This window comes from Mariprofundus aestuarium (assembly GCF_002795805.1).
Classification (GTDB): Bacteria; Pseudomonadota; Zetaproteobacteria; order Mariprofundales; family Mariprofundaceae; genus Mariprofundus; species Mariprofundus aestuarium.
Genome location: NZ_CP018799.1, coordinates 1124647 through 1150225 on the forward strand (window position 1 = coordinate 1124647; position 25579 = coordinate 1150225).

The 25579-nt window shown below is 52.1% G+C and carries 30 protein-coding genes; 21 read left to right on the forward strand and 9 right to left on the reverse strand.

The genetic code is table 11. The features are described 5' to 3' along the window. Positions 1-171 precede the first annotated feature (171 nt). On the reverse strand, positions 172-1800 hold the full coding sequence (locus Ga0123461_RS05525; RefSeq protein ID WP_100277418.1) for a recombinase family protein: 1629 nt from the start codon (positions 1798-1800) through the stop codon (positions 172-174). Between the two features lie 85 nt (positions 1801-1885). Between Ga0123461_RS05525 and Ga0123461_RS05530 the strand changes: the two genes are divergently transcribed. Beyond that, a complete protein-coding gene (locus tag Ga0123461_RS05530) occupies positions 1886-2944 on the forward strand; it encodes an ATP-binding protein (protein ID WP_100277419.1) in 1059 nt (352 codons plus the stop codon). 57 nt (positions 2945-3001) lie between these two features. On the opposite strand, the gene arfB is transcribed toward Ga0123461_RS05530, so the two are convergent. After that, positions 3002-3415: an alternative ribosome rescue aminoacyl-tRNA hydrolase ArfB gene (gene arfB / locus Ga0123461_RS05535; RefSeq protein WP_100277420.1), complete on the reverse strand. Its 414-nt coding sequence runs from the start codon at positions 3413-3415 to the stop codon at positions 3002-3004. Next, positions 3415-4332 (reverse strand): 3'-5' exonuclease, encoded by a 918-nt coding sequence (locus Ga0123461_RS05540; protein ID WP_100277421.1) that lies wholly within the window; start codon positions 4330-4332, stop codon positions 3415-3417. The genes arfB and Ga0123461_RS05540 overlap by 1 nt, the downstream gene beginning before the upstream one ends. 142 nt (positions 4333-4474) lie before the next feature. Here Ga0123461_RS05540 and Ga0123461_RS05545 point away from each other — a divergent pair, with 142 nt between their 5' ends. From Ga0123461_RS05545 to Ga0123461_RS05565, 5 genes are all read left to right on the forward strand, one after another. Beyond that, positions 4475-5254 carry a PhzF family phenazine biosynthesis protein gene (locus Ga0123461_RS05545; protein ID WP_100277422.1) on the forward strand — a complete coding sequence of 260 codons (780 nt, stop codon included), beginning with the start codon at positions 4475-4477 and terminating at the stop codon, positions 5252-5254. An 18-nt stretch (positions 5255-5272) separates the two neighbouring features. Beyond that, positions 5273-5869 carry a DsbA family protein gene (locus Ga0123461_RS05550; RefSeq protein WP_472436457.1) on the forward strand — a complete coding sequence of 199 codons (597 nt, stop codon included), beginning with the start codon at positions 5273-5275 and terminating at the stop codon, positions 5867-5869. A gap of 89 nt (positions 5870-5958) precedes the next feature. After that, positions 5959-6369 (forward strand): glutaredoxin family protein, encoded by a 411-nt coding sequence (locus tag Ga0123461_RS05555; protein WP_100277423.1) that lies wholly within the window; start codon positions 5959-5961, stop codon positions 6367-6369. 88 nt (positions 6370-6457) lie between these two features. Continuing rightward, positions 6458-7357, forward strand: coding sequence for a D-hexose-6-phosphate mutarotase (locus Ga0123461_RS05560; RefSeq protein WP_100277424.1), 900 nt, complete (start codon positions 6458-6460; stop codon positions 7355-7357). A 7-nt stretch (positions 7358-7364) separates the two neighbouring features. Continuing rightward, a complete protein-coding gene (locus tag Ga0123461_RS05565) occupies positions 7365-8150 on the forward strand; it encodes a dienelactone hydrolase family protein (protein WP_100277425.1) in 786 nt (261 codons plus the stop codon). A 110-nt stretch (positions 8151-8260) separates the two neighbouring features. Here Ga0123461_RS05565 and Ga0123461_RS05570 read toward each other — a convergent pair whose 3' ends face one another. Further along, positions 8261-8704: a glycine zipper domain-containing protein gene (locus Ga0123461_RS05570; RefSeq protein ID WP_100277426.1), complete on the reverse strand. Its 444-nt coding sequence runs from the start codon at positions 8702-8704 to the stop codon at positions 8261-8263. Positions 8705-8890: 186 nt separating this feature from the next. On the opposite strand from Ga0123461_RS05570, the gene tmk reads away from it, so the two are divergent. The 5 genes from tmk to Ga0123461_RS05595 all read left to right on the forward strand — a co-directional run bounded on the left by tmk (position 8891) and on the right by Ga0123461_RS05595 (position 13519). After that, positions 8891-9523 (forward strand): dTMP kinase, encoded by a 633-nt coding sequence (gene tmk, locus Ga0123461_RS05575; RefSeq protein ID WP_100277427.1) that lies wholly within the window; start codon positions 8891-8893, stop codon positions 9521-9523. Continuing rightward, positions 9520-10446, forward strand: coding sequence for a DNA polymerase III subunit delta' (gene holB / locus Ga0123461_RS05580; protein ID WP_232710387.1), 927 nt, complete (start codon positions 9520-9522; stop codon positions 10444-10446). The genes tmk and holB overlap by 4 nt, the downstream gene beginning before the upstream one ends. 58 nt (positions 10447-10504) lie before the next feature. Then, the gene (gene metG / locus Ga0123461_RS05585) at positions 10505-12043 is read left to right on the forward strand and encodes a methionine--tRNA ligase (RefSeq protein ID WP_100277428.1); all 1539 of its coding nucleotides are present in this window, start codon (positions 10505-10507) and stop codon (positions 12041-12043) included. A 74-nt stretch (positions 12044-12117) separates the two neighbouring features. Further along, positions 12118-12642: a DUF2062 domain-containing protein gene (locus Ga0123461_RS05590; protein WP_100277429.1), complete on the forward strand. Its 525-nt coding sequence runs from the start codon at positions 12118-12120 to the stop codon at positions 12640-12642. Next, entirely contained in the window at positions 12626-13519 is an 894-nt protein-coding gene (locus tag Ga0123461_RS05595) for a fructosamine kinase family protein (protein WP_232710389.1), read from the forward strand. Before Ga0123461_RS05590 ends, Ga0123461_RS05595 begins: the two co-directional genes overlap by 17 nt. Before the next feature lie 118 nt (positions 13520-13637). Here Ga0123461_RS05595 and Ga0123461_RS05600 read toward each other — a convergent pair whose 3' ends face one another. From Ga0123461_RS05600 to tldD, 3 genes are read right to left on the reverse strand one after another with little or no spacing between them, the layout of a single operon-like run. Further along, positions 13638-14012, reverse strand: a complete 375-nt coding sequence (locus tag Ga0123461_RS05600; RefSeq protein ID WP_100277430.1) for a hypothetical protein — start codon at positions 14010-14012, stop codon at positions 13638-13640. A gap of 34 nt (positions 14013-14046) precedes the next feature. Then, positions 14047-15441 carry a TldD/PmbA family protein gene (locus tag Ga0123461_RS05605; RefSeq protein WP_100277431.1) on the reverse strand — a complete coding sequence of 465 codons (1395 nt, stop codon included), beginning with the start codon at positions 15439-15441 and terminating at the stop codon, positions 14047-14049. Then, positions 15438-16877, reverse strand: coding sequence for a metalloprotease TldD (tldD, locus tag Ga0123461_RS05610; protein ID WP_100278701.1), 1440 nt, complete (start codon positions 16875-16877; stop codon positions 15438-15440). Before tldD ends, Ga0123461_RS05605 begins: the two co-directional genes overlap by 4 nt. A gap of 58 nt (positions 16878-16935) precedes the next feature. Between tldD and Ga0123461_RS05615 the strand changes: the two genes are divergently transcribed. The 5 genes from Ga0123461_RS05615 (at position 16936) to Ga0123461_RS05635 (ending at position 20160) form a co-directional block, all read left to right on the forward strand. Continuing rightward, complete coding sequence (locus tag Ga0123461_RS05615) at positions 16936-17139, forward strand: putative signal transducing protein (protein WP_100277432.1); 204 nt, start codon at positions 16936-16938, stop codon at positions 17137-17139. Between the two features lie 3 nt (positions 17140-17142). Next, positions 17143-17847: an EI24 domain-containing protein gene (locus Ga0123461_RS05620; protein WP_100277433.1), complete on the forward strand. Its 705-nt coding sequence runs from the start codon at positions 17143-17145 to the stop codon at positions 17845-17847. Positions 17848-17967: 120 nt separating this feature from the next. Next, entirely contained in the window at positions 17968-19077 is a 1110-nt protein-coding gene (gene hflK / locus Ga0123461_RS05625; protein WP_100277434.1) for an FtsH protease activity modulator HflK, read from the forward strand. Continuing rightward, positions 19074-19946 (forward strand): protease modulator HflC, encoded by an 873-nt coding sequence (hflC, locus tag Ga0123461_RS05630; protein WP_100277435.1) that lies wholly within the window; start codon positions 19074-19076, stop codon positions 19944-19946. The genes hflK and hflC overlap by 4 nt, the downstream gene beginning before the upstream one ends. A 28-nt stretch (positions 19947-19974) precedes the next feature. Beyond that, positions 19975-20160 carry a DUF2065 domain-containing protein gene (locus tag Ga0123461_RS05635; RefSeq protein WP_100277436.1) on the forward strand — a complete coding sequence of 62 codons (186 nt, stop codon included), beginning with the start codon at positions 19975-19977 and terminating at the stop codon, positions 20158-20160. Between the two features lie 54 nt (positions 20161-20214). Here the strand turns inward: Ga0123461_RS05635 and Ga0123461_RS05640 are convergent, their stop codons facing one another. After that, on the reverse strand, positions 20215-21258 hold the full coding sequence (locus Ga0123461_RS05640; protein WP_100277437.1) for a Crp/Fnr family transcriptional regulator: 1044 nt from the start codon (positions 21256-21258) through the stop codon (positions 20215-20217). A 138-nt stretch (positions 21259-21396) separates the two neighbouring features. Here Ga0123461_RS05640 and Ga0123461_RS05645 point away from each other — a divergent pair, with 138 nt between their 5' ends. From Ga0123461_RS05645 to Ga0123461_RS05665, 5 genes are all read left to right on the forward strand, one after another. Next, complete coding sequence (locus tag Ga0123461_RS05645; protein WP_100277438.1) at positions 21397-21651, forward strand: YfhL family 4Fe-4S dicluster ferredoxin; 255 nt, start codon at positions 21397-21399, stop codon at positions 21649-21651. Next, a complete protein-coding gene (gmk, locus tag Ga0123461_RS05650; RefSeq protein ID WP_100277439.1) occupies positions 21648-22196 on the forward strand; it encodes a guanylate kinase in 549 nt (182 codons plus the stop codon). Before Ga0123461_RS05645 ends, gmk begins: the two co-directional genes overlap by 4 nt. 147 nt (positions 22197-22343) lie before the next feature. Continuing rightward, positions 22344-22601, forward strand: coding sequence for a DNA-directed RNA polymerase subunit omega (gene rpoZ / locus Ga0123461_RS05655; protein WP_100277440.1), 258 nt, complete (start codon positions 22344-22346; stop codon positions 22599-22601). 47 nt (positions 22602-22648) lie between these two features. Continuing rightward, the gene (locus Ga0123461_RS05660; protein ID WP_100277441.1) at positions 22649-24793 is read left to right on the forward strand and encodes a RelA/SpoT family protein; all 2145 of its coding nucleotides are present in this window, start codon (positions 22649-22651) and stop codon (positions 24791-24793) included. 15 nt (positions 24794-24808) lie between these two features. Beyond that, complete coding sequence (locus Ga0123461_RS05665; protein ID WP_100277442.1) at positions 24809-25195, forward strand: RidA family protein; 387 nt, start codon at positions 24809-24811, stop codon at positions 25193-25195. Between the two features lie 88 nt (positions 25196-25283). Here the strand turns inward: Ga0123461_RS05665 and rpmB are convergent, their stop codons facing one another. Continuing rightward, entirely contained in the window at positions 25284-25475 is a 192-nt protein-coding gene (rpmB, locus tag Ga0123461_RS05670; RefSeq protein WP_100277443.1) for a 50S ribosomal protein L28, read from the reverse strand. Positions 25476-25579 lie beyond the last annotated feature (104 nt).

Below are 25579 nucleotides of genomic sequence, written 5' to 3' on the forward strand. Positions count from 1 at the left end.
ATATTTTCACTTTGTCAACAACTGATTGATTTAAAAGGAGAATTGTTGCATATAAGCAACAAAATAAGCCATTGAGCGGAAATCGGCATGAGATGACCGCTCTTATTGTTGTGTATATGCAACAATAAGAGGAATCATAGCAATTTTACCATCCACGATAGCCCGCACGCCCTATTGATCTTGCATTGATTGAACGTGAAGAAGTTTCTCTTTCAATCCCTTCAAGCCAAGGTTGGCAATCTCAGCTCTGGCTAGCAGTGCCAGCTCAGTTCTTTGCGCTTCGGTGATCACCACACCGGCTTCGCCGGTGCCGGTGATTTCATAGATAACCCCAAGATCAAAAAAGTGCAGCACCAGACCAGCTTCCCGCATAGTGCTATTGATATGGGCGCGGAGTTGATACAGTTCATCGGCGGGCAACTTACTGAACCTGAGATCAAAGATTGCACTGGATAGGCGATCAACCTTCTCCTGCACTGGAGAGAAAATTTTCAGTTCCGCCTCTTTCTCATCAATTTCCTGCTGGATTTCATCGGCTTGATGCATAGCCTTGGTGTACCTCGCCCGAGCATCGGCAAACATAGAGCCTTCGGCAGTTGCCACCAATTCACCAAATCTCTCAACCTGTTTCATGCACTCGGCAAGTTTTCCGCTCAGAGACTTGATCTCAGATTCCAGCTTTTGGCGACTGGAAACATGGCCGCCAAGGGCTGAATACCAATCCACCTTTTCACTGAGCGCGACAAGGGCAGCATCCTCAACTTCACGGTATGGCCAACGCTTGGTGCAGTCACAGCCGCTGGCCATATAGTTGCTGTTACAGCGAAACTGATGCGTATGCCCATTCTTGATCATTCGGAAAGTTGAACCACAAGACATACACTTACACATGCCGGTAAACAGGTTGCTGTAGCTTTCACCCTTCCTCCCTGCCGACGATGAATCGGTGCGCCTCTGCTTCTGGGCTGCCTTGGCCTTGTAATAAAGCTCTTCAGATATGATAGGCGGATAGTAATCAGGAATAGGATCACCAATCTGTTCTTTATCCTTCATTGGCTGAAATTCGCCTAGAACCACTTTGCTGTTCAGTACCTTGCGGATATAGGAGGCATGCCACATGTCGCCCCTGGCAAAAGGCTTAATGCCTTCCTTGTTGAATTGCTCTGCAATCTTGCGCTGGCCGGTTCCGGCAATGCTCATATCAAAGATGCGTCGGATTATCGAAGCTCTTTCTTCGATCACCTCGAATCGCTGCCTGTCTTCCGACACCGCCAACCATTTTGGACATTGCTTCGTCATGGGCTTGCCTGACTCGACAGCATTCTGGCGCTTGTTTTCCCATGAGGCAGAGAGTCTCTTTGATTTCATTGCCGATTCTTCATGGGAGCGGGAAAGCGACATCAGCGAATACATCAGTTGACCGACCTCATTGATGGAGTCGGCAGTGTAATGTTGGCCATCGGCAAGGGTAACAATCTCGACTCCTGCCGAGAGAATGGATGAAAATAATCCGAGGGCTGCAAATACCTGCTGCCGTGAAAGTCTGTCCAGACTCTCAAGAATCAGAATCGAGCCTTTCTCAATGCGTCCAGCCTCGACCAATTCAATGAAACGCCTAAGTGCCCCTTCGGTGGCGTTCTTACCTTTGAACGCCGACACGCCAATATCCCGAAGTGACTCATCCAGCACTAGATTATATTGTTTCGCATAGGCACGGCTTGCCTCCAACTGTCTTCGCAAACTATCCCCCTTCAACTGTTGCGGGGTGGAAAATCGAACATATGAATAGGCTTTCTGCATGGCTACGGCTCCTCAATCATCGAATTATACATATCGCGGAAAATAAATACTAATGTAGCCGAAAACTAACAACAAGCTGGCGGGTATGACAGGCAACCTTTATCTGGCTAAGAGAAAAGCTGCAGCGCTCCCCGATGTGGTGAGTAACCTGGAGGTGGTGGAGACACTGAGTTTCCGAGCTGCAGAGATCATTAAACACCTGTTGGTTTTTGCCCGCAGGGATATCGTTCAGAAGGAACCTTTCGGGCTGGTTTCATATATTAAGGAGATCACCAAGCTTAATAGAGCAGCAATTCCTTCAAGTATCACTTTCAATCAACAGTTCTGTGAGCAGGAACTGGTAATCAATGGAGATGCCCCACAGTTGCAGCAGGTTTTATTAAACCTTTTGAGCAATGCACGTGATGCGGTTGCTATGGTTGAAGAGCCTGAGATCAGACTGACAGTGGAACTATTCAGTGCCGATGCCGCTTTTTCAGAGCAGTACCCTGATCAGGAGGCGAAAGCCTTTGCTCACCTCATAGTAGAAGATAACGGTTGCGGTATTAGCAACGAAGCTAGAACTCATATTTTTGAACCTTTCTTCACAACCAAGAAGGTAGGAGTAGGTACAGGCCTGGGGCTGGCGATGGCCTATGGGGCCATTCAGCAGCATGACGGAATGATTGAGGTTGATAACAATACCGGGCCGGGGGTTTCAGTTCACATCTATCTGCCAATTGTTGCCGAGGAAGCCTCACCTATAGATGAGAAGCCAGAGCCCGTAGCCGCAGGGAAAGGGGAGACGATCCTTATCGCAGATGATGATGCTGATGTCCGATCTGCCTCGAAAAAAGTTCTGGAAAGCCTGGGTTATAAGGTGCTGGAGGCTGTAGACGGAATTGACGCTTTTGATAAGTTCAATGAAAATTGTGAGGCCATCTCCCTGATCATCATGGATATAGTGATGCCAAGGCTTAGTGGAGTGAAAGTTGCTGAGCGGATAAGGGCTGCTCATCCAGAGGTGAAAATCATTTTCGCATCAGGCTATGACCGTGATGAACTTAACAAGGGGGCGATGCCTCCGGCTGAATATATTATCCTGAGCAAACCCTACCCGGTTGAGGCGGTTAACAGCCTGATTCGAGAGCTGCTGGACTCCTGAGTCAGGGATCAGATGGTCAAGGACTGGAGTACCAGATTCGAGTCCAATAAGACCGGGTTATTCGACCACCTTTTTTCTCAGTGATTTCAGCTTTCCACGGTCAGTTTTACTGTTCAAACGTCGTTTCACCGAGTTGAGCGATTTTCGCGTCGGTCGCCTCTTTTTCTGCACGACGATGGCACCTTTGATCAACTCCTGTAACCGGCTGAGTGCATCACCCCGGTTTTTCTCCTGACTTCGGAACTGTTGTGCCTTGATGATGATCACGCCATCACTGCTTATGCGCCTATCCCTCAGTTGCAGGAGGCGCTGCTTGTAAGAATCCGGAAGCGAGGATGAATTGATATCGAAGCGCAGGTGAACTGCAGTTGAGACCTTGTTGACGTTCTGTCCGCCTGCCCCCTGGGCACGGATGGCAGACATTTCTATCTCATTATCGGGGATGGAGACCGAAGCCGAAATCTCCAGCATCACTCTGTCTTGAACTCCCTGACTGAGTAGCGGTCTTTTGCAGTGATATCCTTAAAGGTGAATCCCGCTATTTTGCCGTTATAGACCGTTTCAGTCAGCCACTGCTGTTCTACTTCAATATCCGCTTCAGCAACAGATCTGCTCCAGACACCCTTCTTCTGTTTGCCGTGATCACTATAAACGAAATCAGCCATCCAGCGGTAACCGCGAGCCTTCAGATCATCCTTTCTGTCAAACGGGGCAGCTACAGCAAAGAAGCGCCGGCTTTTCTCGCGTGCATGGCTAAGCAGGGCGCTCATCGCCAGCTTGCCGGAGCAGGGCAGGGGTTTGGTCAGCAGGTGCAGTGTCGCCTGGGCATCATTCACAGCCCGGTGCCCGTCGAAGAAATAACCCATCTTATAGGCGATGTAATCAAGCTTGAGACTGGCGATATCTTCATCCTGCCAGTCGATATCATTGAACGTGCAGGCCCAGTTGGCCTTGGAAGTAATAGGCAACCGGCGCTCAAGCATCTGGCGGTCAAAGGCTGAGTTGTGGGCAATGATCAGATCCGCTTTTTCCAGCCACGGGTTGATCTCATCATCAGCAAGTTCCTGGCCTTTTAACATCTCATCGTTGATACCGGTGATCTTTATGATGATATCCTGCAACGGTTCACAGGGGTCTTCAAAGCCGCCATAGCTGTGCAGGACACGGTAAATCAGGCCGCTGTGAGCATCATATTCAAAGACGATAAAGCCCAGCTCGATGATTTTATCATTGGCGGTATCCAGTCCTGTTGCCTCCACATCGATCACGATGCCGATCCGTGGTGTGGTTGGATTTCCCTGCGCATAGGCGTTGGGAGCATTCAGTCTTTCAATGACCCTGTACTGGCCAGATTTTTCCAGCTGCTCAATTGCCTCGTGCTCATTCATTTGTTCGCCCCATTAACCTCTGAATATATGCAGAACACTGCACGCGGCATGGTAAAAATAAAACGTTGCGGGAGAGTTGGTGGTCACAATGGTAGAGATCAGTGTTACACTTCTATGACTGGCTATGACAACGGGAGAGGGAATGAAACTACCTATTTATCAGATTGATGCATTCGCTTCAAAACCATTTGGTGGGAACCCTGCTGCGGTTTGTCCTCTGGATGAGTGGCTTCCCGATGCTTTGATGCAGTTGATTGCAGAGGAGAACAACCTCTCGGAAACAGCCTTTTTTGTCGCAACAGATGAGGGATTTCATATCCGCTGGTTTACCCCAACCAGTGAGGTTGATCTCTGCGGGCATGCCACGCTGGCAGCAGCCTATGTACTGTTTGAGTGTCTCGGTTCTGAACTGGATAACATTATCTTTGATTCACGATCCGGTTATCTGCAGGTAACAAAAGAAGGGGAGTTGCTGGTGCTCGATTTCCCGGCTCAGCCAGCTGTGCCTTGTGAAACACCCATCCAGATTCAACACGCCTTTGGCATCGAGCCTGTTGAGTGCCTTAAAGCTGAAGATTATCTGGTGGTCTTTGAGCTGGAGGAGGATCTTCTTTTAGCTGATCCGAATCTGGAACTGCTCAGGGAGCTTGATGGGCGAGGGGTGATTCTCACTGCGCCATCAGACGCCTATGACTTTGTGTCACGCTTTTTTGCACCCAAGTTTGGTATCGATGAAGACCCGGTCACAGGCTCCTCCTTTACTCAGCTGGCTCCCTATTGGGCTGCCCGTTTGGGGCGCTCAAAGCTTCTTGCCAAACAGCTCTCCAGTCGTGGCGGGGAGGTGATCTGTGAGCTCAAAGGCGAGCGTGTGGCCATAGCCGGATCAGCCGTTAAATATCTGCAGGGTGAGATCGAGGTTTAAGTGGTAAGCCTCTACTATGTGCATGACCCGATGTGCAGCTGGTGTTGGGCGTTTCGCCCTGTCTGGCAGATAGTAAAGGAACAACTTCCAGAGCATGTGAGTGTGAAGTGCTTGTTGGGAGGGCTAGCCCCCGACTCTCTGCGACCTATGGAGCCCGAGCTTCAGCAGCATATTCAGAAGAACTGGCGCACGATTCAGAAACGAGTTCCCGGCACTCCGTTTAATTTTGAATTCTGGCAGGTTTGCGCTCCCAGACGTTCAACCTATCCGGCCTGCAGGGCCGTGATTGCTGCCAGAGCTCAGGATGCCTTAAGAGAGGATGCCATGATCCTGGCTATTCAGCAGGCCTACTATCTACAGGCCCGTAACCCATCAGATTATGAAGTTCTCATAGCTTGTGCCCAATCTCTAGACCTGGATCTGAAGCGATTCGCCTCTGATTATAATGGTTCTGATACTGAGCGGCAGTTGATGCACGAGATTAGGCTGAGTCAAAACATCGGGGTGCATGGTTTCCCCAGTCTTGTCTTGGAAGTTGATGGGAGCTTTCACTCTGTGGCCGTGGATTACAGGGATGCTGAGAGAATGTTGAGCCGGATTCATCATCTGCTTTAGAAGGTTAATAGGCCCTAATTTATAAAGGGGTATGCTCAATCTCACCACTGTTATCGTTAGCGTCGTTTTTAAATGATAGGAGTGTTCTGATGATCAAAGCTGTGCTGTTAAAGATTTTCCGTGAAGGTGTGGGTGGCTTGATGGCGTTTGTCAGCTTTTTAACCAGTCCCCGCAAAATCAAACGGACGCCTGAAACACAGCTGCTAGCAGACAAAAAAGTGGAGTCCATGTCACTTTATCAATATTTTGCCTGCCCGTTTTGTATCAAAACCCGTCGTGCTGTTCATCGTCTGAATATTCCGATGGAGTATCGTGACGCACAGCATCGTGATAGCGAACATCGCAACACACTTGAGCAGGAAGGTGGCCAGATTAAAGTGCCATGCCTGCGCATTGATCATGGCGATGAGACGACCTGGCTCTATGAATCCAATGATATTATTGCCTATCTGAACCAGCAGTTTGACCCCTCACTGGAGGCTGCACTGCAGCAGTCATAATACCCGAAGGCTGAAGAAACTGCCCTAAAATCACCTTGCTGAAACAGTCATAAAACCTCACACTGTGTTTGCTTATCCGGGAGGGGTTATGAATGCAAAGGGAACTACACTGAACGATGATTTTGGCATAGAGGGGCAGCTTGCTTTTCGCGATGCCGGCGATGGCTTCATCGTTATCGATATCGATAACAGCCACTGTACAGCCAGTATCGCCATGCAGGGGGCGCATCTGATGACCTGGACACCGAAAGGTGAGCAGCCGGTGATCTGGATGTCACCTGTGGCCAAGCTGGGGCATGGCAACTCCATCCGTGGCGGAGTGCCGATCTGCTGGCCCTGGTTTGGTGCCCATGCCACAGAACCTTCTTTCTCCGGTCACGGATTTGCCCGTACGGTTCCATGGGAGGTTACCAGTACTTCCGCTCTTGAAGACGGTTGTACCTTGATCAGTTTCCGTATCGGGGATGTGAAAAAGGATCAATGGCCGCATCAGGCTCCCGCCGAAATGCAGATGATTATCGGCCACTACCTTGAGATGCAGCTATCCACGGAAAACCAGGGTGACGAAACGATCACCGTTGGCGATGCACTGCATACCTATTTCAGCGTCAGTGATGTGAGCAAGATTGCCATCAATGGCCTGGATGGTTGCGATTACCTAGACAAGGTGGGTCCTGCTGCCCGCAGGAACCAGCAGGGTGATATCACCATAGGCTCCGAGGTTGATCGCATCTATTTCGACCAGGGACAGGATGTGGTGATTAAAGATCCGGGCCTGGATCGTGAAATCCGCATCGAAAAACTGGGCAGTCACTCAACCATTGTTTGGAATCCGTGGATTGAGAAGTGTCTGAAGATGGGCGATTTCGGTTCGGATGACGGCTACCTCGGCATGGTCTGCGTTGAAAGCGCCAATGCCGCTGAAGATGTGGTGCAACTGGCCCCTGGCCAAACCCATAATTTGTGGGTGCGCTACACCGTTGAGTAGTCTCAACATGCTCAGGTTTCTTCTGCCCCTGCTGTTATCGCTGATCACCCTGACTGCGCATGCTGAGGTGCAGACCAGAGAGATAACCTACCGTGTCGACAGCACAGAGTTCACCGGTTACCTGGCTTTTGATGACGCCATATCCGGCAAACGACCGGGTGTTCTTGTGGTGCATGAGTGGTGGGGACACAACGCTTATGCGCGCAAGCGGGCTGAGATGCTGGCAGCTTTAGGGTACACGGCATTTGCACTGGATATGTATGGCACAGGCAAGCTGGCTGATCACCCTGAGGATGCGAAAGCCTTCATGATGGCTGTTACCGGCGATATGCCTGAAATGAAAAAGCGGTTTCAGGCCGGCTTGAATATGCTGATAAACCATCCGAGTGTGAGTCCCGGCAAGACAGCTGCTATCGGTTACTGCATGGGTGGCGGCATTTCGCTGAATATGGCCCGAGCCGGGGCTGACCTGGATGGGGTGGTGGTCTTTCACGGCTCTCTGGGAACCAGTGAACCGGTGAAGCCAGGCGCGGTTAAAGCCGAGATTATGGTATTCACCGGTGCTGCAGATCCATTTGTTCCACAAGAGCAGGTGCTGGCCTTTGAGCAGGAGATGGAATCAGCAGGCGTGAGCTACACGCTGACAAGTTATCCGGGCGCCAAACACAGCTTCACCAACCCTGATGCCGACGGTTTTGCCCAGCGGTTTAATATGCCACTGGCTTACAACGAGGCCGCTGATGATGACTCATGGCGGCAGATGCAGAAGTTTTTCATAAGGATTTTCAGATAAGCTGGAAGGCTGCTGGTGGATTTAACTCTCTCCAGATTATCATTAAAAAAGGTGCCTCCCAACATTGGGAGACACCTTCCGGACTGATCAGCTATATGGAGCTGTAGCTCTCAGTGCCTGTCACCACGGTCGTGGCGATAGCTGCGAGAATCGACATGGCGGTTATGACCATAACTGCGTGAATCAGCATAACGGTAATGGTTGCGGCTGTTGGAACGGGAGTAAGCTACCTTCTGCGTACGATGCTCATATTTATGGGCGACCGGCTTGTAATGTGGACGAGGCTGATGCTGAATAACATGAACAGGCTGATGCTGAATAACATGAACAGGCTGATGCTGGCTGGTGATGACTGCTCCGGCAATTGTGCCCAGAACCGCTCCAAAGATGGCGCCTTGAACTGCTTGGTTGTGGCTTGAGCCTACAACGGCACCCGTTGTTGCGCCGACTACAGCACCGGTAGCCATGGAGCGATCCTGATATGATGCGGCCTGTGCAACAGGTGCGGCAAGCAGGGCTGAGGTCAGTAGTGCTGTGGTAATAATTCGTTTCATGATTCTTCTCCTGTGGGGTGGTCTCCCTCATGTGGAGAACGCTAGCTGTGTAAATGTGTGTGAGTGCATCTGTTGTGTAAAATGAGTGCAAAGAAATTGTAAAATCCCAAAACAGGAATTCACGGGTTTACGAAGTGGCTGCTATTCAGCAGCGTTAAGCATTCAGGTGGAAAGAGGGGTTGCTCAGTGAATAGATTAATCACATTTGAGGGTGTTGATGGTTGCGGTAAAAGTACGCAGCTGAAACTTGCTGCGCAGTGGCTTCAAGCGCGGGGTGAAGAGGTGGTCACTACTTTCGAGCCGGGTGATACGTCGCTGGGCAAAGAGATTCGCAAGCTGCTTCTGACTGGCGAATTCGTGCCGGTTCCTGAGGCTGAGTTGCTGCTGTTTCTGGCAGATCGTGCCCAGCATGTGTGCGAGGTGATTCAGCCAGCTCTTGCCTCTGGTGCATGGGTACTTTGCGACCGCTACTCCGACTCTACGCTGGCCTACCAGTTGGCGGCACGGAAACTTGGTGCCAGAACTGTCAATATTATAGAGATGCTCACCTTTGCCGAATGCAGGGTAATCCCTGCCATGACCCTCTGGTTTGATGTGCCGGTCTCTGTGGCTGCGGAGCGAATGAAAAAACGCATGCAAGCGGGCGAGAAGAGTACGCGCTTGGATGATGAGGCTATCTCTTTTCACGAGCGGGTCGCAGCAGCATTTACCAGCCAGTTTGAGAAAGATGACGGGCGAATCGTTCGTATCGATGCGAGCCTGAATATTGAAGGCGTGCAGGCAGAGGTGGAATCTGCATTGCAGAAGCGGTTCTCTTGAAACAGTTATTAGGCCACCAGCCCATTGAAGGGCGTTTCCGCGATGCCATGCAGCGAGGGCGCATGCATCACGCGTGGCTGCTGCATGGGGTTCGCGGTATCGGCAAGTTTGCACTGGCTGAGAAGCTGGCTGGCATGCTGCTGTGTGAATCGGGTTCGGCATGCGGTGAATGCCACGCCTGCCAGATGTTGAAAGCAGAATCGCATCCCGATGTTCACAGGGTGGGTTTGCTGGAGAAAAAGCGCGATATCAGTATTGACCAGGTGAGGGAGGTGCTCGACTTTCTCTCCCTGAGTGGAGCTGAGGGTGAGCGGCGCGTGGTGATTCTAGATCAGGCTGAGCGGCTTAATAATCAGGCGGCCAATGCGCTGCTGAAAGGGCTGGAAGAGCCATCAGCGGGCAGTGTGCTGATCATGGTCTGTGCCGATGCGATGAAACTTCCGGCGACGGTGCGTTCACGCTGCCTGATGCAGCACTGCTCGCCGCTCACGGAAAACGATGTGCGCACGGTGCTGGAGTCGAAACTGGACGCCAATATAATTGATCTGGCTGTGAAGCTGGCGGATGGCTGTCCGGGAAGTGTGAGCTGCCTTGAGGATGATTCCGTAGCAAAGGCACTGGCAGAGTGGCAGAGGCTGGTTGAGGATGTGACCAGGGCTGATATCGGCAAGGTCGAGAACTGGTGCAGGGCTCACGTGGTTTCAGTGCCGCATGAGCTGATTGTCCGGGCGCTGCTGCAGCCGGTTTATCCAAGGTTGCAAGATTATCAGGGAACAGGTTTTGAGGCTCTGGAGGCGACACACAAAGCAGTGAAGGATTGCCTGCGCTGGCCGGGTGAAGTGATACGCCAGAGCCTGCGCGCATCACCGACGCTTCTCTCCTGTGTGCTCGAGCTCAGAACAGCGCTGAAAAGTACGGACTAGGATTCACCGCCAAGCAAGTTAGAGTGCGGCTGAACCAGTCAGGAGAGCTATCCACAGTATGGGCAAATACTACGTCACCACCCCGATCTATTATGTGAATGATGAGCCGCATCTCGGCCATATCTATACCACGATTGCAGCCGATGTGCTTGCCCGTAATAAGCGGCTCTGCGGTGAGGATGTCTTCTTTTTGACCGGTGTGGATGAACATGGTCAGAAGGTAGAGCAGGCGGCACAGGCACGTGGTATAGAGCCGATCGAGCTGGCCAACCAGGTAGTAGCGCGTTACGAGAGCCTCTGGCCTGAACTCTCCATCTCCAATAATGATTTCATCCGTACCAGTTCCGAGCGCCATAAGAAGGGTGTGCAGGCGATGTGGCGCCGCTTGGAAAATGCAGGTTCGATCTACAAGGATTTCTACGAAGATTGGTACTGCGTACCGTGCGAAAGCTACTGGACTGAGACGCAGCTGAAGGATGCAGAGTGCTGGGATGACAAACATTGTCCCGACTGCAAACGTGCTGTTGAGAAGATTCAGGAGGAGTCCTATTTCTTCCGCCTGAGCGCCTTCCAGGATCTCCTGGCTGAACATATCAAAGCCAACCCCGACTTCATCATGCCTGCCTCGCGCCGTAATGAGGTACTGAGTTTTGTGGAGGGTGGGTTAAGAGACCTCTCTGTTTCCCGTACCACCTTTTCATGGGGTGTACCGGTGCCGGGTGATGAGAAGCATGTGATCTATGTCTGGATCGATGCATTGACCAACTACCTCTCTGGCCTTGGCTTCCCTGACCAGGAGCTGCCGGAGCATTGGCCTGCTGATGTTCATCTGATTGGTAAGGATATTCTCCGCTTCCATGCCGTTTACTGGCCTGCCATGCTGATGGCAGCCAACCTGCCACTGCCTAAACGGATCTATGCACATGGCTGGTGGACTGTTGAAGGCGAGAAGATGAGTAAGTCCAAGGGCAATGCCCTGCGTCCTGCCGATCTTCTGGCTGAGTATGATGCTGATGTGCTGCGCTACTTCCTGTTGCGTGAAGTACCCTTTGGTCACGATGGTGATTTCTCATTTACTGCCCTTAAGCAGCGCTACAACTCTGAACTGGCCAATGATGTCGGCAACCTGCTAAACCGCTCGCTGGCGATGCTCAACAAATACCGTGACGGTGTGCTGGGTGAAATGGGCGAGGAGACGGAATCCGATCGCGCCCTGATTGCTGACGTAAAAGCGATGCAGTCCGAGGTGGCTGAAGCGCTGGATAGACAGGCATTCCATCTGGCTATTGAGCGGATCAGTGTTGTGGTGCGGCATGGCAACCGCTATGTGGAAGAGAACGCACCCTGGGCACTGGCCAAGCAGGGTGATGACGCGCGTCTGAACTCGGTTCTCTATCACCTTGTGGAGACGCTGCGTCTGGTGGCGCTGCAGTTGCTGCCTTTCATGCCGACCAAGATGCAGCAGATGCTCTCACAGATTTATAACCAAGAGGTTGCCACCGAAAACTTCCTGTATGCAGAACAGGGCGGCTGGGGGCTGCTCAAGACTGGACATCAGTGTGCCAAGCCGACTCCGATTTTTCCACGCATGGAGTAGTAAGCAGGGGCTCTTATGGATAATCTGACCTGTTCAGAGCATCCTTAACCCCAATATTGGCGAAGGAGGATAGGGTGCCAAGAAGGTTACTGAAAAAGATTATGCCGGATCACAATACGATCCGAAATCATAAGCATCTACGTTTTTTCGGTACACTTCTGCATAACCGGGCCCTGTGGCACATGAATCACGACTCCGTCGCCAAAGCTTTTGCCGTCGGGCTCTTCTTTGCCTGGGTTCCGGTCCCATTCCAGATGGTGTTGGCTGCTGGCGGTGCCATCCTTTTCAATGCCAACCTGCCGCTCTCCGTGGCGCTGGTCTGGCTTACCAACCCGCTCACCATGCCGCCGATGTTCTACGGCGCTTACAAGCTGGGTGCATTCGTGCTCGGGGAAGAGCTACAGCACTTCGAGATGGAACTCTCTTATGAGTGGATTGAGCACGAGATGTCCCTGATCTGGGAGCCTTTCCTGCTCGGCTGTTTTATTATCGGGGTGTCCAGCTCTCTACTCGGCTACATTGGCATTAAGCTTCTGTGGCGAAGGACGGTGATCAAACGCTGGCGTAAAAGGCATATTCGGCGTGACCGGCTCACCTGAGGTCTGGAGTCTGATCTCCAAATCACTCGACGGTGCTGTCGGTTGCGGAAAAATCACAACTTCTCACTCACTTTCAGGTGGTAGTATCAATTCGGCTTACCGGGTTACCACGGAATCCGAAGTCTCCTTTTTTGTCAAACTTAACAGGGAGTCAGGCCTTGAGATGTTTGAGGCCGAGTGTGATGGACTTTATGAACTGATCGCTGCCAATGCGATTCGTGTGCCGTTAGCGGTGACCACCGGAAGCGGGGCAGGGCACGCGTGGCTGGTTACAGAATATATCAATCTTGGACGGGGAAGCGGCGATTCGGATCGTCTGCTCGGCATGCAACTGGCCGCACTTCACAGGCAAGCTGAAGAGAGTTATGGCTGGTTTCGCGATAACACCATCGGTTCGACGGTTCAGCACAACAGGCGGTCGGGAAACTGGATCGATTTTTATCGACATCAGCGGCTGAAATTTCAGCTCGATCTTGCTGCCAGCAACGGATTCAGAGGTTCACTGCAGGAGAAGGGGGAGCGGTTGCTTGCTGACCTCGGCACTTTTTTTGTTGGTTATACACCGCAGCCATCACTGTTGCATGGCGATCTATGGGGCGGCAACTGCGCCTTTGATGAAAAGGGGCAGCCAGTCATGTTTGATCCGGCCGTCTATTACGGTGACCGCGAGGCCGATATCGCCATGACCGAACTCTTCGGTGGTTTTGGCGCCGATTTTTACGACGCCTACAACGAGGAATGGCCTTTGGATAGTGGCTACGCAGTGCGCAAAACACTCTACAACCTCTATCACATCCTCAACCACGCCAACCTCTTCGGCGGCGGTTACGCCTCGCAGGCCGAAGCCATGGTCGACAGGCTTCTCTCAGAAATTTGATACCAGCGGACTCAACTACCTTCAGAGCACTTGTTCGAGTCCTGTGCAGGGCTCGATATCAACTCGAATTGATTTAGACGAATGATACTTTCGGCAAAAGTGGACATTCAGTAAACAATCAGGTTTTGCTGCCAACCCAATTCCGAGCACCATCAATTGTCTGGAAGGTGGCATATTCAAACAACTTGTTTTTCGTTAGTTCACATAGACTGTTTGCGAGGCCAACATAGGCATCCTGAGGTACAATCAGGGCGATTTTAAATTCGTGCTTCAGCTGAGAAATCATTTCATCTGTTGATGCAAATATTGGCAAATGAGAGGCCTCTATTGCGTGGCCTGATATTTCTGTGAAATCATTAATAATATATCTGGCGCTTTTGAAGCGAACATCATCATACAAATCAATATTAGATTCCAAAACTTCCTCTCCGTTGACCATGCCTGAGAATATTCTATATATACCTTCAGACTCCCAAATTATTGAATACGGCACGAAACACTCCTCATGGAATTAATAAAAATGCCCTCTATTGCCCGGCGACCGTCATGCCGGAGATGGCAATGCTTGGCACGGCACTGGAGCCAAACCATGTGAGGTCGGAGCCGACCATCTTAATGCTGGCGAACATCTCTTTCAGGTTGCCGGCAATGGTGATGCCCTGCACCGGACGCACAATTTTACCGTTCTTGATCAGGAAGCCGGCCGCGCCGCGCGAGTAGTCGCCGGTAACACCGTTGACACCAAAACCGATCATCTCAGTCACCAGCAGGCCGTTGCCGATCTCTGCGATCATCTTCTCCTGGGTTTGAGATCCCGGATGCCAGATCAGGTTGGAGGAGCCGATGCCGATATCCCCGGTAAGGCCACGCACGGCACTGCCGGTCTCCGGTTGTTTCAACCGTTTGGCCGTGTACCGGTCGGTTAAAAAGCAGTTCAGCCTGCCGCTATCAATAATGTTACGACCCACGCAGCGGGTGCCCTCTCCATCGAACAGACGATTGCCCATGCCGTCGGGGTGGTCGGGATTATCCTCAATGGTTATAAACTCGGGGAAGATCTCCGCGTTGAGTGAGTCGGCAAGAAAGGTGCGCTCCTGCAGTACCGCACGCCCATTAATGCCACCGATCAGGTGACCTAGCAAAGAGGAGGCAGTGCGCGGTTCGAAAACCACCGTGGTCCGTCCACTCTCCATGCTGCCGGGATTGAGCATGGCTATGGCACGCTTGGCTGCTTCATGAGCGATGGTCTCTGGTGTTCTCAGGTCGGAGGCGTGAAAGGCACGATGCCATGCGTAATCGCGCTGCATACCTTCACCCGTTCCGGCAATGACTGAAACACTGAGCGAGGCTGATGATTTGGCATATTCAGCGGAGAAGCCATCACTGGAAGCGTAGGCAATATGGCTGCTGCCGAAGCTTGCATCTGCGCCCTCTGAGTTGCTGATCTCAGGCGAATAGTTGCGGGCAATCTCTTCGCACTGCATCGCTGCATCACGGGCTTTTTCGATGTTCCAGCCATGATCCCGGTCGGGATAACGCGCATTCCATGCGGCCAGCTCATTGCTGCTCGGATGTATTGCACCTGTTGGCGGTACGGCATCGGGATCGGGCTCCGATATTCTGGCCATGGCTACGACCTGTGCGGCAAGCTGATTCAGCCCTGATTCAGAGAGATCGGAGCTAGAGGCGGTGGCAAAGGCCAGTCCGCGACCGGTATCGAAAAAAGCGCGCAGACCCATTCCCTGCGCATCCTCGCGCTCAACCGATTCAATGGCGCCGTTACGGACAGTGATTGAGTCGCCGGTATTGCTGATAGCCATCGCATCGACATGGATCGCGCCGGCTTTTTTGGCAGAGTCGATTAACCGTTCAGCATGGCCGCTGATACTATCTTTTTGTGGTTTGATGTTGGAGTGGCTCATGCTTCGGTTCCTCCGACGGTCAATTCATCAATGCGCAGGGTGGGTAACCCGACACCGACTGGCACGGACTGCCCGCCTTTGCCGCAGGTGCCAACACCGGGGTCAAGCTCAAGATCATTACCGATCATCGATACCTTCTGCAGTACCTCGTGCCCCACACCGATCAGGGTTGCTCCCTTGACCGGATACTGAATTTTACCGTTCTCCACGTAGTAGGCTTCGGAGGTAGTGAAAACAAACTTGCCTGAGGTGATATCGACCTGTCCGCCACCAAAATTGACTGCGTAGATACCGCGATCAAGAGAGGCGAGGATATCATCCGGCGAATCGTTACCCGGTAGCATGAATGTGTTGGTCATGCGAGGCAGAACCTGATGGGCATAGGACTCACGCCTGCCGTTTCCGGTTGATTCCTTGCCCATCAAGCGGGCATTCTGGCGATCCAGCAGGTAGCCGGTGAGGATGCCGTCTTCGATCACTGTATTGCGCTTGGTTGCCATGCCTTCATCGTCGACATTAAGTGAGCCGCGCCGCTCGGCGATGGTGCCGTCATCAACCACTGTAATGCCCTTGGCAGCCACCCGTTCGCCCAGTTTATTCGAAAACACAGAGGTTCCCTTGCGGTTGAAGTCGCCTTCAAGCCCGTGACCAATCGCTTCGTGCAGTAGAATGCCGGGCCAGCCGGGTCCAAGCACAACCGGCATGGTGCCAGCCGGGGCATCATGGGCATCGAGATTTAAGAGTGCGAGGCGGACTGCTGTGCGCACCAGCTCCTCAGCCTTGTCCTGTTCAGCAAATCTGAGCAGCGAAAATCGGCCACCACCACCGGCGCTGCCGGTTTCGCGTTTGCCATTTTGCTCGACCACCACAGATACATTCAGCCGGACAAGTGGTCGGGCATCGTGAATGAAAGCGCCATCCATGCGTACGATATGAATGTCGGAGAAAGAGGATGATACATTGGCAAAGACCTGCTTGACGCGTGGATCAAGACTGCGGGCAAGCCGGTCTAGTCGCTCAAGCAGCTCTTTACGCATGGTGAAATCCAGTCCCAGGGCCGGGTTGCTGCCACTGTAGAGTGTTGGTGCAGTGGCTTGGCTGTGAATGGCGACTGGGGGGCGATCTTGGTGGCTAGTGGCGATGGCCCGAGCTGAACCAGCCGCCTGCATCAGGGATGCCGTGTCGAGCCGATCGGTAAAGGCATGGCCAGCTGATTCCCCCTTGATAACGCGCGCACCAAGCCCCTGATGGGTTGATGCGGAAACATGTTTGACGCGACCCTCTTCAAGGGCGATCGACTCCATGCTGCTGTGCTCAAGGTAGAGGTCACCATCATCAGCACCGGCAGGAAGCATGTGCGAGAGCACGGACTGGAGGGTTTCGATAGAAACTGGGGGGGTATCTGGCAGTTTAAGGGTCATGGTGGCAATCGTCATGGCTGGCTTGCATCTGGTCAAGCGTGACGGACGAGCATGATGCACATAGGTTGCTGGCATGGTTGAGTTGATAAAGATTTCCGATCTGGTGCTGCTGCAGGTGATTATCGATGCGCTGGAATCCAGGGCGATCCGTTTCAGGGTCGATAATGCCGGCATGCATGCGCTGATGCCGCTGCCGGGTTTGATGGATTCACGAATCCTCGTTGATGAGGATGATCTCCCCGCTGCCAGAATGATTCTGAATGATTTGGAGCTTTGAGGGATGATTAAAGGTGCACTGGCGTTTCTGGCGGGGTTGAAGCTGCTGTTTGTCCGCACTGAGTTGCGCAGCCTTTTGTGGCGTATGCTTGGCCTGCTGCTGCTTCTGATGGTTGTTCTTTCCACAGCTGCTTACTGGCTCGTTGATTATGTTGCCGCTCTCTGGATTCCTGAAGGGGATGCCTGGTACTGGCAAATAGTATCATGGATCGTGTGGCTGCTGGCGCTGTTGTTGGCGCTGATCACGGCTGCAGTTGCTTATGTGGCGCTTGGTTCAGCCGCTGTGGCACCATGGCTTGATCAGCTGGCAGAGCGTGCGGAAACCCTCTCTGGGAAGTCTGTTGAGCCTACATCCCAGTCATCGATGGCACTGATACTGCAGAGCCTCTCCCATTCACTGCGCCCGCTACTTGGTTTGATGGTGTGGGGTGGGGCGGCACTGCTCTTCTTCTGGTTGCCTCCAGTTGCCGCAGCGATATGGACGTACGGCAGTATTCGTTTTCTGACGTTTGAACTGATTGATACATCGGCATCACGGCGTGGCTGGAATTTCAGCCAGCGCAAACAGAAACTAAATGAAAACCGCTGGTTTTTTCTCGGTTTTTCTGCCCTGGCTGCAGTGATGATCATGGTTCCAGTTCTTAATCTGGCCGTTATTCCAGCGGCTGTGGTCGGATTATCGGTTCACTTCATGCAAGATCAGGCCTGAATCTATTAATGAATTATCATGGCTAATTATATTCGCGGATAAAAACCTGGAAAACGTAGGGGATGCAATGGCCGAACCAGTTGGCTACACTGCTGCGCTCTACGTCCTTGGAGGTCAGGCATGCCCTGGAGCAACAACGATAATAATCAGAATCAGAACCCGTGGGGCCAGCGTCCCGGTGGTGGAGGTGGAAACCAAACCCCTCCCGATCTCGATGAGGTGATTCGTCGCCTGCAGGAGCGCTTTGGCGGCTTCTTCGGTGGTGGCAGTGGTGGAGCCGGTGGAACCGCTGGTCCAGGTCTAAGCAAAGGCATGCTCTCCGGTGTGCTGGCAGCAATTCTTCTGTTCTGGGGGCTGACCGGTTTTTATATGGTGGCTGCCGATGAGGAGGCCGTAGTTCTCCGTTTTGGTAAACATGTGGCGACCAAAGGCCCTGGCCTGAACTGGGCGATCCCATATCCGGTTGAAACCGTTGAAAAACTTCCGGTGACGCGTGTTCAGCGTCTGGAGATCGGTTTCCGTCAGTTCGCTGATGGCGCGATCCGCAAGCGTGCCAATGAGTCACTGATGCTGACCAAGGACGAAAACATCGTCGATATCTCTTTCATTATTCAATATAAGATTAAGAGTGTTGAGGATTTCCTCTTCAATATCGACAGCGCTACCAAAACTGTGCGCGATGTGGGTGAGTCCGCAATTCGTGAAGTGATCGGTCGCACCTTGATTGATGATGTGCTGACTACCAAGAAAGCGGAAGTTGAAGTCGAGACCCAGACTCTGATTCAGCAGATTCTCGATGGTTATCAGGCCGGTATCTCGGTTAGCACAGTGAAGCTGCAGGATGTGCAGCCACCTGAACGTGTGATCAAAGAGTTCAAGGACGTGGCTTCTGCACGTGAGGATCGCGAGCGTGCCAAGAATGAGGCTCAGGCCTATGCCAACGATATTATTCCTAACGCCCGTGGTGAAGGTAAGAAGATGGTTCTTGATGCCGAAGCCTATGGCAAGGCTGTGGTTGAGCGTGCCAAGGGTGAAGCTGATCGTTTTGAAAGCATCCTGACTGCATACAAGCTGGCACCTGAAGTGACCCGCAAACGTCTCTACATGGATACCATGGAAGATGTGTTGAGCCGTGCTGACAAAATCATTATTGATGGCGCTGTAGCAGGCAAGGTGTTGCCGTATCTTCCACTCGACCGAGTGAGTAACAAGGTGGAGGTGAAGAAATGAGCCCGAAACAGACCCTGATTGCAATTGTAGCGGTGGCAGTGGCCACCATCATCGGCATGAGTGCATTTGTTGTGGATCAGCGTGAACAGGCGCTGGTGCTGCAGTTTGGTAACCCCAAGGATGTTGTGAAGGAAGCAGGCCTGCATTTCAAACTGCCATGGCAGAGTGTGGAGACTTTCGATTCCCGCCTGCTGGAAAGCGATGTGCCGCCCAACGAAGTGATCACCAAGGATAAGAAATCGATCCTAGTGGATAACTATGCCCGCTGGCGCATTACCGATCCGCTGAAGGTTTATCAGGTAGCGCGTACCCAGACAGGCGTAGCTGCCCGTATGGATGACGTGGTTCGTGGTAAGGTGCGTGAGGTGCTGGGCCAGCATACGCTGCATGAGATTGTTTCAGGTGGTGATAAAGAGAACCTTCGTGTTGAGCTGATGCAGTCGATTCGAGATCGTGCCGATGAGGGCGTGAAAGATTACGGCATTACCATTATCGATGTGCGCATCAAACGCGCTGATCTGCCGCAGGAGAACTCGGAAGCTGTATTCCAGCGTATGAAGGCTGAGCGTAACCGTATTGCCAAGGAGTATCGCTCCGAGGGTGAAGAGGCTGCCAAAGAGATTCGTGCAACGGCTGAAAAGACTCAGAAGACTATTCTGGCTGAGGCCTATAAGCAGTCCGAAATTCTCCGTGGTAAAGCCGATGCTCTGACTACGGCGATCTATGCGAAGGCTTATAACAGGGATCCTAAGTTCTACGCATTTACCCGTTCGCTTGAGGGGTATCGCAACTCCATTGATGAGAATACGCGTCTGGTGATTTCACCTGACTCCGAGTTCTTCAACTTCTTCCAGCAGTCACGACAGTAAATAGATTCGGATAGCAGGAGCCTGCTTCATGGATGATCTCTGGGCCGCTTTAGGTCTGGTGCTGGTGATAGAGGGGGCGTTTTACGCCCTCTTTCCTCAGGGTATGATCGATATGATGCGCCGGCTTCCAGAGATCTCACCGCGTACACTTCGCGTTACAGGTCTCATTGCCATTACCATCGGATGGCTGGTGGTTCGCCTCGTTCGGAGTTGAGGGTGCCACCTCTGCTGGTGTTGTCATCGACAAGGCTATGCCTGATTGATAGACCTATAACTCGTTTAGTTTACTCATGATCTGCAGCTGGTTCTTCTCAGCATAGGCGATAAGGGTGTTGCGCAGTGGGGGATGGGCCTCAACAACATTCCTGAATGCGTTATAGGGGATTCTGACGACAGTAACGTTGCTATTGGCAATCATGTCGGCTGGGCAGCCCTGTATATGGACAGCTTCGGATTCGCCGATCAGGGAGCCCGGACCCAAGGTCTTCAACTCCTTAAATATTCCCTTTCCCAGCAGCTGGAAATGGGCACTCCCTTTTGCCACGAGATCGACGTGATCAAGCTTTTCACCCGCCTTGTGAATCGTCTCACCAGCGGCGTATTGCCGGGTGTGACTCTGTTCAGCCAGATCTTTGCGCATATTCAGCGGCACATTCTGGAGCAGAGGTGATGATGATATTCTGGCATTGATAAGGCGCGAAGCGGACTTTTGCTGCAGGGCAATTTTCAGGCTCGGGTTTTTCTCCAGTGCGGCCAGTATTTTTTTGCGCGGCAGCTTGGCAACTATGGAGTCCTTGTTGGCAACGATATCCGACTTGTGAGGCCCGGGATTGAAGAGATAGCTCTCACCGACCACGTTACCTAAGGTGATAAGATTCAGCAGTACGGGTTTGCCATCGCTACTCCAGATGAACTCGGCAAGCTCGCCTTCACAAACGAGGTAAATGGTCTCCTCATGCTCTCCGCGTTGAATCAGGTGGTGCCCCTCTTTGACCTTGTGCTGGTGCAGGCGCAACCACAGGCTGTTTTGCATCGTGGTCGGCAGCAGTTTGTCAATCCTGTCATCATTAGGATCAATGCCGTTGCGAATACGTCCGATTTGCGGGAATGTAGTGGCCAGGGTGTTGGCCTGTTTGTGTTCCCCCCTGTTAACCAGAAGGGTATGCAGGTGGCGTAGAACCTCGGCAGCAGTTGTCTGCTTGTTCTCTATAAGCAGCAGTTCTGCATATTTCCTCAGATATGCCTCATTATCCGGGTAGAGTTTTACCAGATCGGCATATGCGTTGAGTTGATTGTTCTGATCGATAGACATCTCTGGCTGACACTCCCTGAACTGCCTTTATTCTAGCTCGTATTTTTCATGAGATCACGGCCGGATTACAAATCTGAGGAAAAGGCTTCGCATTTGGGAGGCTGGATAATTAGTGTTACGAGCCTGTGGAGGATTTGCATGGCCCTGATGATTACCGATGACTGTATCAACTGTGCGGTTTGCGAGCCGGAGTGCCCAAATCTGGCTATTTTTGAAGGTGAGGAGATTTTCGAGATCGATCCGGATCGCTGCACCGAGTGTGTGGGCCATTTCAATGAGCCGCAGTGCCAGCTCGTCTGTCCTGTCGACTGCATTCCAGAGGATCCGGACCGTGTCGAATCACAGGAGGCTTTGCAGGTGAAATACGAGAAATGGATCGGAGAGAGTGCGTGAGCGGCCGTCTGTTTATTGTTTCGGGACCATCGGGTGCAGGAAAATCGAGCCTTTGCGCAGCTCTACTGGAGCGCTGCCCGCAACTCCAGCTCTCAATATCTTGCACGACAAGGAGTCCGCGCCCGGGCGAAGAGAATGGACGCGAATACCACTTCCTCTCCACATCTGAGTTTAAGGTGCAGTGTGATGCGGAAGGATTCCTGGAGTGGGCAAATGTGCATGGCAATATGTACGGAACTCGCCAGTCCGATGTTGAGGCCATCATGCAGGCAGGTCGTGATGTGCTGCTTGAGATAGATTGGCAAGGGGCGGCACAGGTGGCCAAAAAGATACCTTCCGCCATTCGCGTGTTTATTTTACCACCTTCTCTGGAGGCGCTGAGAAATCGCCTGACCTCGCGTGGGCAGGATGATATGGCAATCATAGAGCGCCGCATTGCAGCTGCAGAAGAGGAGATGGAGCATGCGCCAGAAGCGCAATTCCAGGTCGTCAATGATGATTTCGACCTTTCGTTGCAGCGTTTGCAGGAAATTTTTCAGGACTGATTACTGCTGTCAGCGGCACTGCATGCGGAATATTGCATCACACTAGTCAAGGATTCATAAAGCTGTCTCAATTTAAACAGACCGCGATGGTTGCAATTTGTGCGGTCACTTCTAGGTTTGTGACATTGTTTGTTTGGAGGTAGCCGTATGGCCCGCGTAACAGTAGAAGATTGCATTCGTTATTATCCGAATCGCTTTGAAATGGTTCATCTTGCAGGTAGGCGCGCAAGGCAGTTGCTTAACGGTATGCCTTCAATGCTGGAGGTTGAAGAGAACGACAAACCTTCCGTCCAGGCGCTGCGCGAGATGGGTGATGGTTATGTCTCCTGGGAAGTTCTCTTTGAACAGGATGATGTGGAACGTCGTCGTCTGGATCAGTTTGACGATGAAGAGGTTGAAGGCTGATTTATGCTTCGGTTTGCGATCTCCTGAACTCTTTTCATCATTAAGTTGTGAGTCGCATATTTGAAATTACAGAACAAGTTGCATCGTATGCTCCGAAGGCCGATCTTGATCTAATCAATCGCGCCTATGTTTTTGCTGCCCATGCCCATGCCGGGCAGGTGCGCAATTCCGGTGAACCATATATTGTCCACCCACTTGCCGTAGCCGATATTCTTGCCAGCCTTGGCATGGATGAATCGACTATAATCACAGCACTGCTTCATGATACCGTCGAGGATACCAGTGTATCGCTGGAGGAGGTGGCACATCATTTCGGTGAGGATGTGGCACGGCTGGTTGATGGTGTCACCAAGATCGGCCAGATCCACTTCAACTCAAAGGAACACAAGCAGGCTGAAAATTTCCGTAAAATGATCCTGGCTACGGCCAAGGATCTACGTGTGCTGATCGTGAAGCTTGCCGACCGGTTGCACAACATGCGCACGCTTGGCTTTATGCGTGATGAGAAACGCAAGGCGATTGCTGCGGAGACGATCGAGATTTATGCGCCGCTGGCACACCGTCTCGGTATCCACTGGATCAAGCAGGAGATGGAAGACCTCGGTTTCTCCTACCTTGAGAGCGATGCCTATAAGTCACTGCTAGGTGAGATGGCTGGGCGACTTGAGGGACTCAACCATACCCGTGAAAGGCTTGAGAGCATTATTCAGGAGGCGTTGCAACGGCAGGGGTTAAAAGCCCGTGTTCAGGGCCGTATGAAACATCTCTACAGCATCTATGAGAAGATGCAGCGCAAGCATGTTGATTTTGATGAGATTTTCGATCTGGTGGCGTTCCGCGTCATTGTGGATGATATGCAGACCTGTTATCAGGCGCTGGGCGTTGTGCACAGCCTCTATCGCCCGGTTCCGGGCCGCTTCAAGGATTACATCGCTCTGCCCAAACCCAATGGTTATCAGTCACTGCATACGACCGTGATCGGGCCTGAGAATTTTCGTATTGAGGTGCAGGTTCGCACCGAGGCGATGCACTCCTATGCCGAGGATGGCGTTGCCGCTCACTGGGCCTATAAAGAGGGGGCTAATAAGGCAAGCGGAGAGGGCGAGAGCTTCAAGTGGCTCAAGCAGTTGACCGAGCTGTTGCAGGATGCTGAGAACCCGAGTGAATTTCTGGAGAATGTGCGCCTCGACCTGTTTGTGCAGGAGGTGTACGTATTCAGTCGCGATGGCGATATCTTCCCGTTGCCGCGTGGGGCAAGGCCGCTCGACTTCGCCTATTCGGTACATACCGATATTGGTCACCACTGCATCGGCGTACGCATTAACGGTGAAATGGCAGATTTCTCGACCCGCCTTAGAAATGGCGATTCGATCGAGATTATGACCAGCCCTGACCAGACTCCAAGCCGACAGTGGCTACAGTATGTCAAAACGCCACGTGCGCGCCATTCGATCCGGCAGTGGTTCAGAAGGCAGGAGCGTGGAACCTGCATCCGCATGGGCGAAAAGATTCTTAAGGAGTCGATTGGCAAAAAAGATTTAGGCAAGGATGTTCTGAAACGTCTGGAATGTGCTGATATGGAGGTCTTGAAAGTTCATCTTGGCCGTGGCGATATTCCGATTCATACACTGCTGGATGCAGTGGATCAGGAGCAACGCAAGCTTCCATTAAAGTTGAAGGGCTTCAAGCGTTCACAGATGCAGCCTGCCGAATGCTGTCATCCAATTCCAGGCGATCCGGTACTCGGGCAGTTCAGCTCTGGTTCAGGTATGATTCTGCATCATCGGAAGTGCACTGAAGTTTCCGATATGGAAAACAAGGACTGGCTCGAAGTGGAGTGGGCGGCACAACCGGGCCAGCTGTTTCAGACTGGCATAGAGGTGCGTGCCCATAATGAACGCGGCATGCTGGCAATGGTGACCAAGAGTATTGCTGATGCCTCCTCGGGTATTGAAGACATGAGGTTGAAACAGCGCGGCGGTGAGATGACGGAGCTCCTGCTTCTTGTTGAGGTGGAGGACCGTAAGCATCTGGCAGCAGTGCTGCGCTCACTCCGATCGATAGAAGGGGTCGCTAGCGTAAGTCGTCGCAATCAGGTGGGGCTGGGTGAAAATAAGAAGAGTTCATCACGTGCCCTTGGTGAAACGCTGCGTGACTTCTTCAGCAGAAAATCATCTACAACAAACAGATAAAAAGGAAAATTAGATATGAGTTCAATCGAAATTATCCAATCGGACAGCGCTCCAAAAGCAGTGGGCCCTTATTCACAGGCTGTACTCTTCGGTGGGGTGCTCTATGCATCAGGCCAGATCGGGCTTGATCCTGAGGCAGGAAAACTGGTGAGTGACGATGTCGAGTCACAGGCGAGACAGGTAACTAAAAACCTGTCTGCAGTGTTGAGTGAGGCGGGAGCATCACTCAGTGATATTCTCAAGGTGAATATCTTCCTTACCGATATGGGAGATTTCCCGAGGGTAAATGAGATTTATGCAGCTTGGCTTGGTGAGCATCGTCCGGCCCGGGCTACTGTGGCGGTTGCTGCATTGCCGCTGGGGGCGAAAGTGGAGATGGATCTGATTGCTAGAATCGGTTGAGAAGCCGGATCTGCCGATTTAACGCGCAATAACAAAACAAAAAGGGCGCCCATTCGGGCGCCCTTTTTATAATTGAAAGAGTGGTAAATCAGGCGGCTTTTTCGATCTTGCCGGAGCGCAGGCAGCTTGCGCAAACCTTAACCCTGCGGGGCTGACCTTCTACAACAGCACGTACCTGCATCAGGTTAGGCAGAAAACGACGACGAGTCGCATTATGCGCATGACTGACATTATTGCCGGCCATTGGACCTTTTCCACATACTTCACAACGCTTTGCCATAACTAATACCTCCGAAAACGGGGCGCACTTTAGGTGAATGCATCCCGGCATTCAAGTAAAAAATGGAAGTTTTTTCAAAGCATTGAAATATCCCGCTATTTACC

Excerpts from the sequence above, each read along its gene's own strand:
- Ga0123461_RS05525 (WP_100277418.1), bottom strand. The coding sequence starts at position 1,800 with ATGCAGAAAGCCTATTCATATGTTCGATTTTCCACCCCGCAACAGTTG.
- Ga0123461_RS05530 (WP_100277419.1), top strand. The coding sequence starts at position 1,886 with ATGACAGGCAACCTTTATCTGGCTAAGAGAAAAGCTGCAGCGCTCCCC.
- arfB (WP_100277420.1), bottom strand. The coding sequence starts at position 3,415 with ATGCTGGAGATTTCGGCTTCGGTCTCCATCCCCGATAATGAGATAGAA.
- Ga0123461_RS05540 (WP_100277421.1), bottom strand. The coding sequence starts at position 4,332 with ATGAATGAGCACGAGGCAATTGAGCAGCTGGAAAAATCTGGCCAGTAC.
- Ga0123461_RS05545 (WP_100277422.1), top strand. The coding sequence starts at position 4,475 with ATGAAACTACCTATTTATCAGATTGATGCATTCGCTTCAAAACCATTT.
- Ga0123461_RS05555 (WP_100277423.1), top strand. The coding sequence starts at position 5,959 with ATGATCAAAGCTGTGCTGTTAAAGATTTTCCGTGAAGGTGTGGGTGGC.
- Ga0123461_RS05560 (WP_100277424.1), top strand. The coding sequence starts at position 6,458 with ATGAATGCAAAGGGAACTACACTGAACGATGATTTTGGCATAGAGGGG.
- Ga0123461_RS05565 (WP_100277425.1), top strand. The coding sequence starts at position 7,365 with ATGCTCAGGTTTCTTCTGCCCCTGCTGTTATCGCTGATCACCCTGACT.
- Ga0123461_RS05570 (WP_100277426.1), bottom strand. The coding sequence starts at position 8,704 with ATGAAACGAATTATTACCACAGCACTACTGACCTCAGCCCTGCTTGCC.
- metG (WP_100277428.1), top strand. The coding sequence starts at position 10,505 with ATGGGCAAATACTACGTCACCACCCCGATCTATTATGTGAATGATGAG.
- Ga0123461_RS05605 (WP_100277431.1), bottom strand. The coding sequence starts at position 15,441 with ATGAGCCACTCCAACATCAAACCACAAAAAGATAGTATCAGCGGCCAT.
- tldD (WP_100278701.1), bottom strand. The coding sequence starts at position 16,877 with ATGACGATTGCCACCATGACCCTTAAACTGCCAGATACCCCCCCAGTT.
- Ga0123461_RS05615 (WP_100277432.1), top strand. The coding sequence starts at position 16,936 with ATGGTTGAGTTGATAAAGATTTCCGATCTGGTGCTGCTGCAGGTGATT.
- Ga0123461_RS05620 (WP_100277433.1), top strand. The coding sequence starts at position 17,143 with ATGATTAAAGGTGCACTGGCGTTTCTGGCGGGGTTGAAGCTGCTGTTT.
- hflK (WP_100277434.1), top strand. The coding sequence starts at position 17,968 with ATGCCCTGGAGCAACAACGATAATAATCAGAATCAGAACCCGTGGGGC.
- hflC (WP_100277435.1), top strand. The coding sequence starts at position 19,074 with ATGAGCCCGAAACAGACCCTGATTGCAATTGTAGCGGTGGCAGTGGCC.
- Ga0123461_RS05635 (WP_100277436.1), top strand. The coding sequence starts at position 19,975 with ATGGATGATCTCTGGGCCGCTTTAGGTCTGGTGCTGGTGATAGAGGGG.
- Ga0123461_RS05640 (WP_100277437.1), bottom strand. The coding sequence starts at position 21,258 with ATGTCTATCGATCAGAACAATCAACTCAACGCATATGCCGATCTGGTA.
- Ga0123461_RS05645 (WP_100277438.1), top strand. The coding sequence starts at position 21,397 with ATGGCCCTGATGATTACCGATGACTGTATCAACTGTGCGGTTTGCGAG.
- rpoZ (WP_100277440.1), top strand. The coding sequence starts at position 22,344 with ATGGCCCGCGTAACAGTAGAAGATTGCATTCGTTATTATCCGAATCGC.
- Ga0123461_RS05665 (WP_100277442.1), top strand. The coding sequence starts at position 24,809 with ATGAGTTCAATCGAAATTATCCAATCGGACAGCGCTCCAAAAGCAGTG.
- rpmB (WP_100277443.1), bottom strand. The coding sequence starts at position 25,475 with ATGGCAAAGCGTTGTGAAGTATGTGGAAAAGGTCCAATGGCCGGCAAT.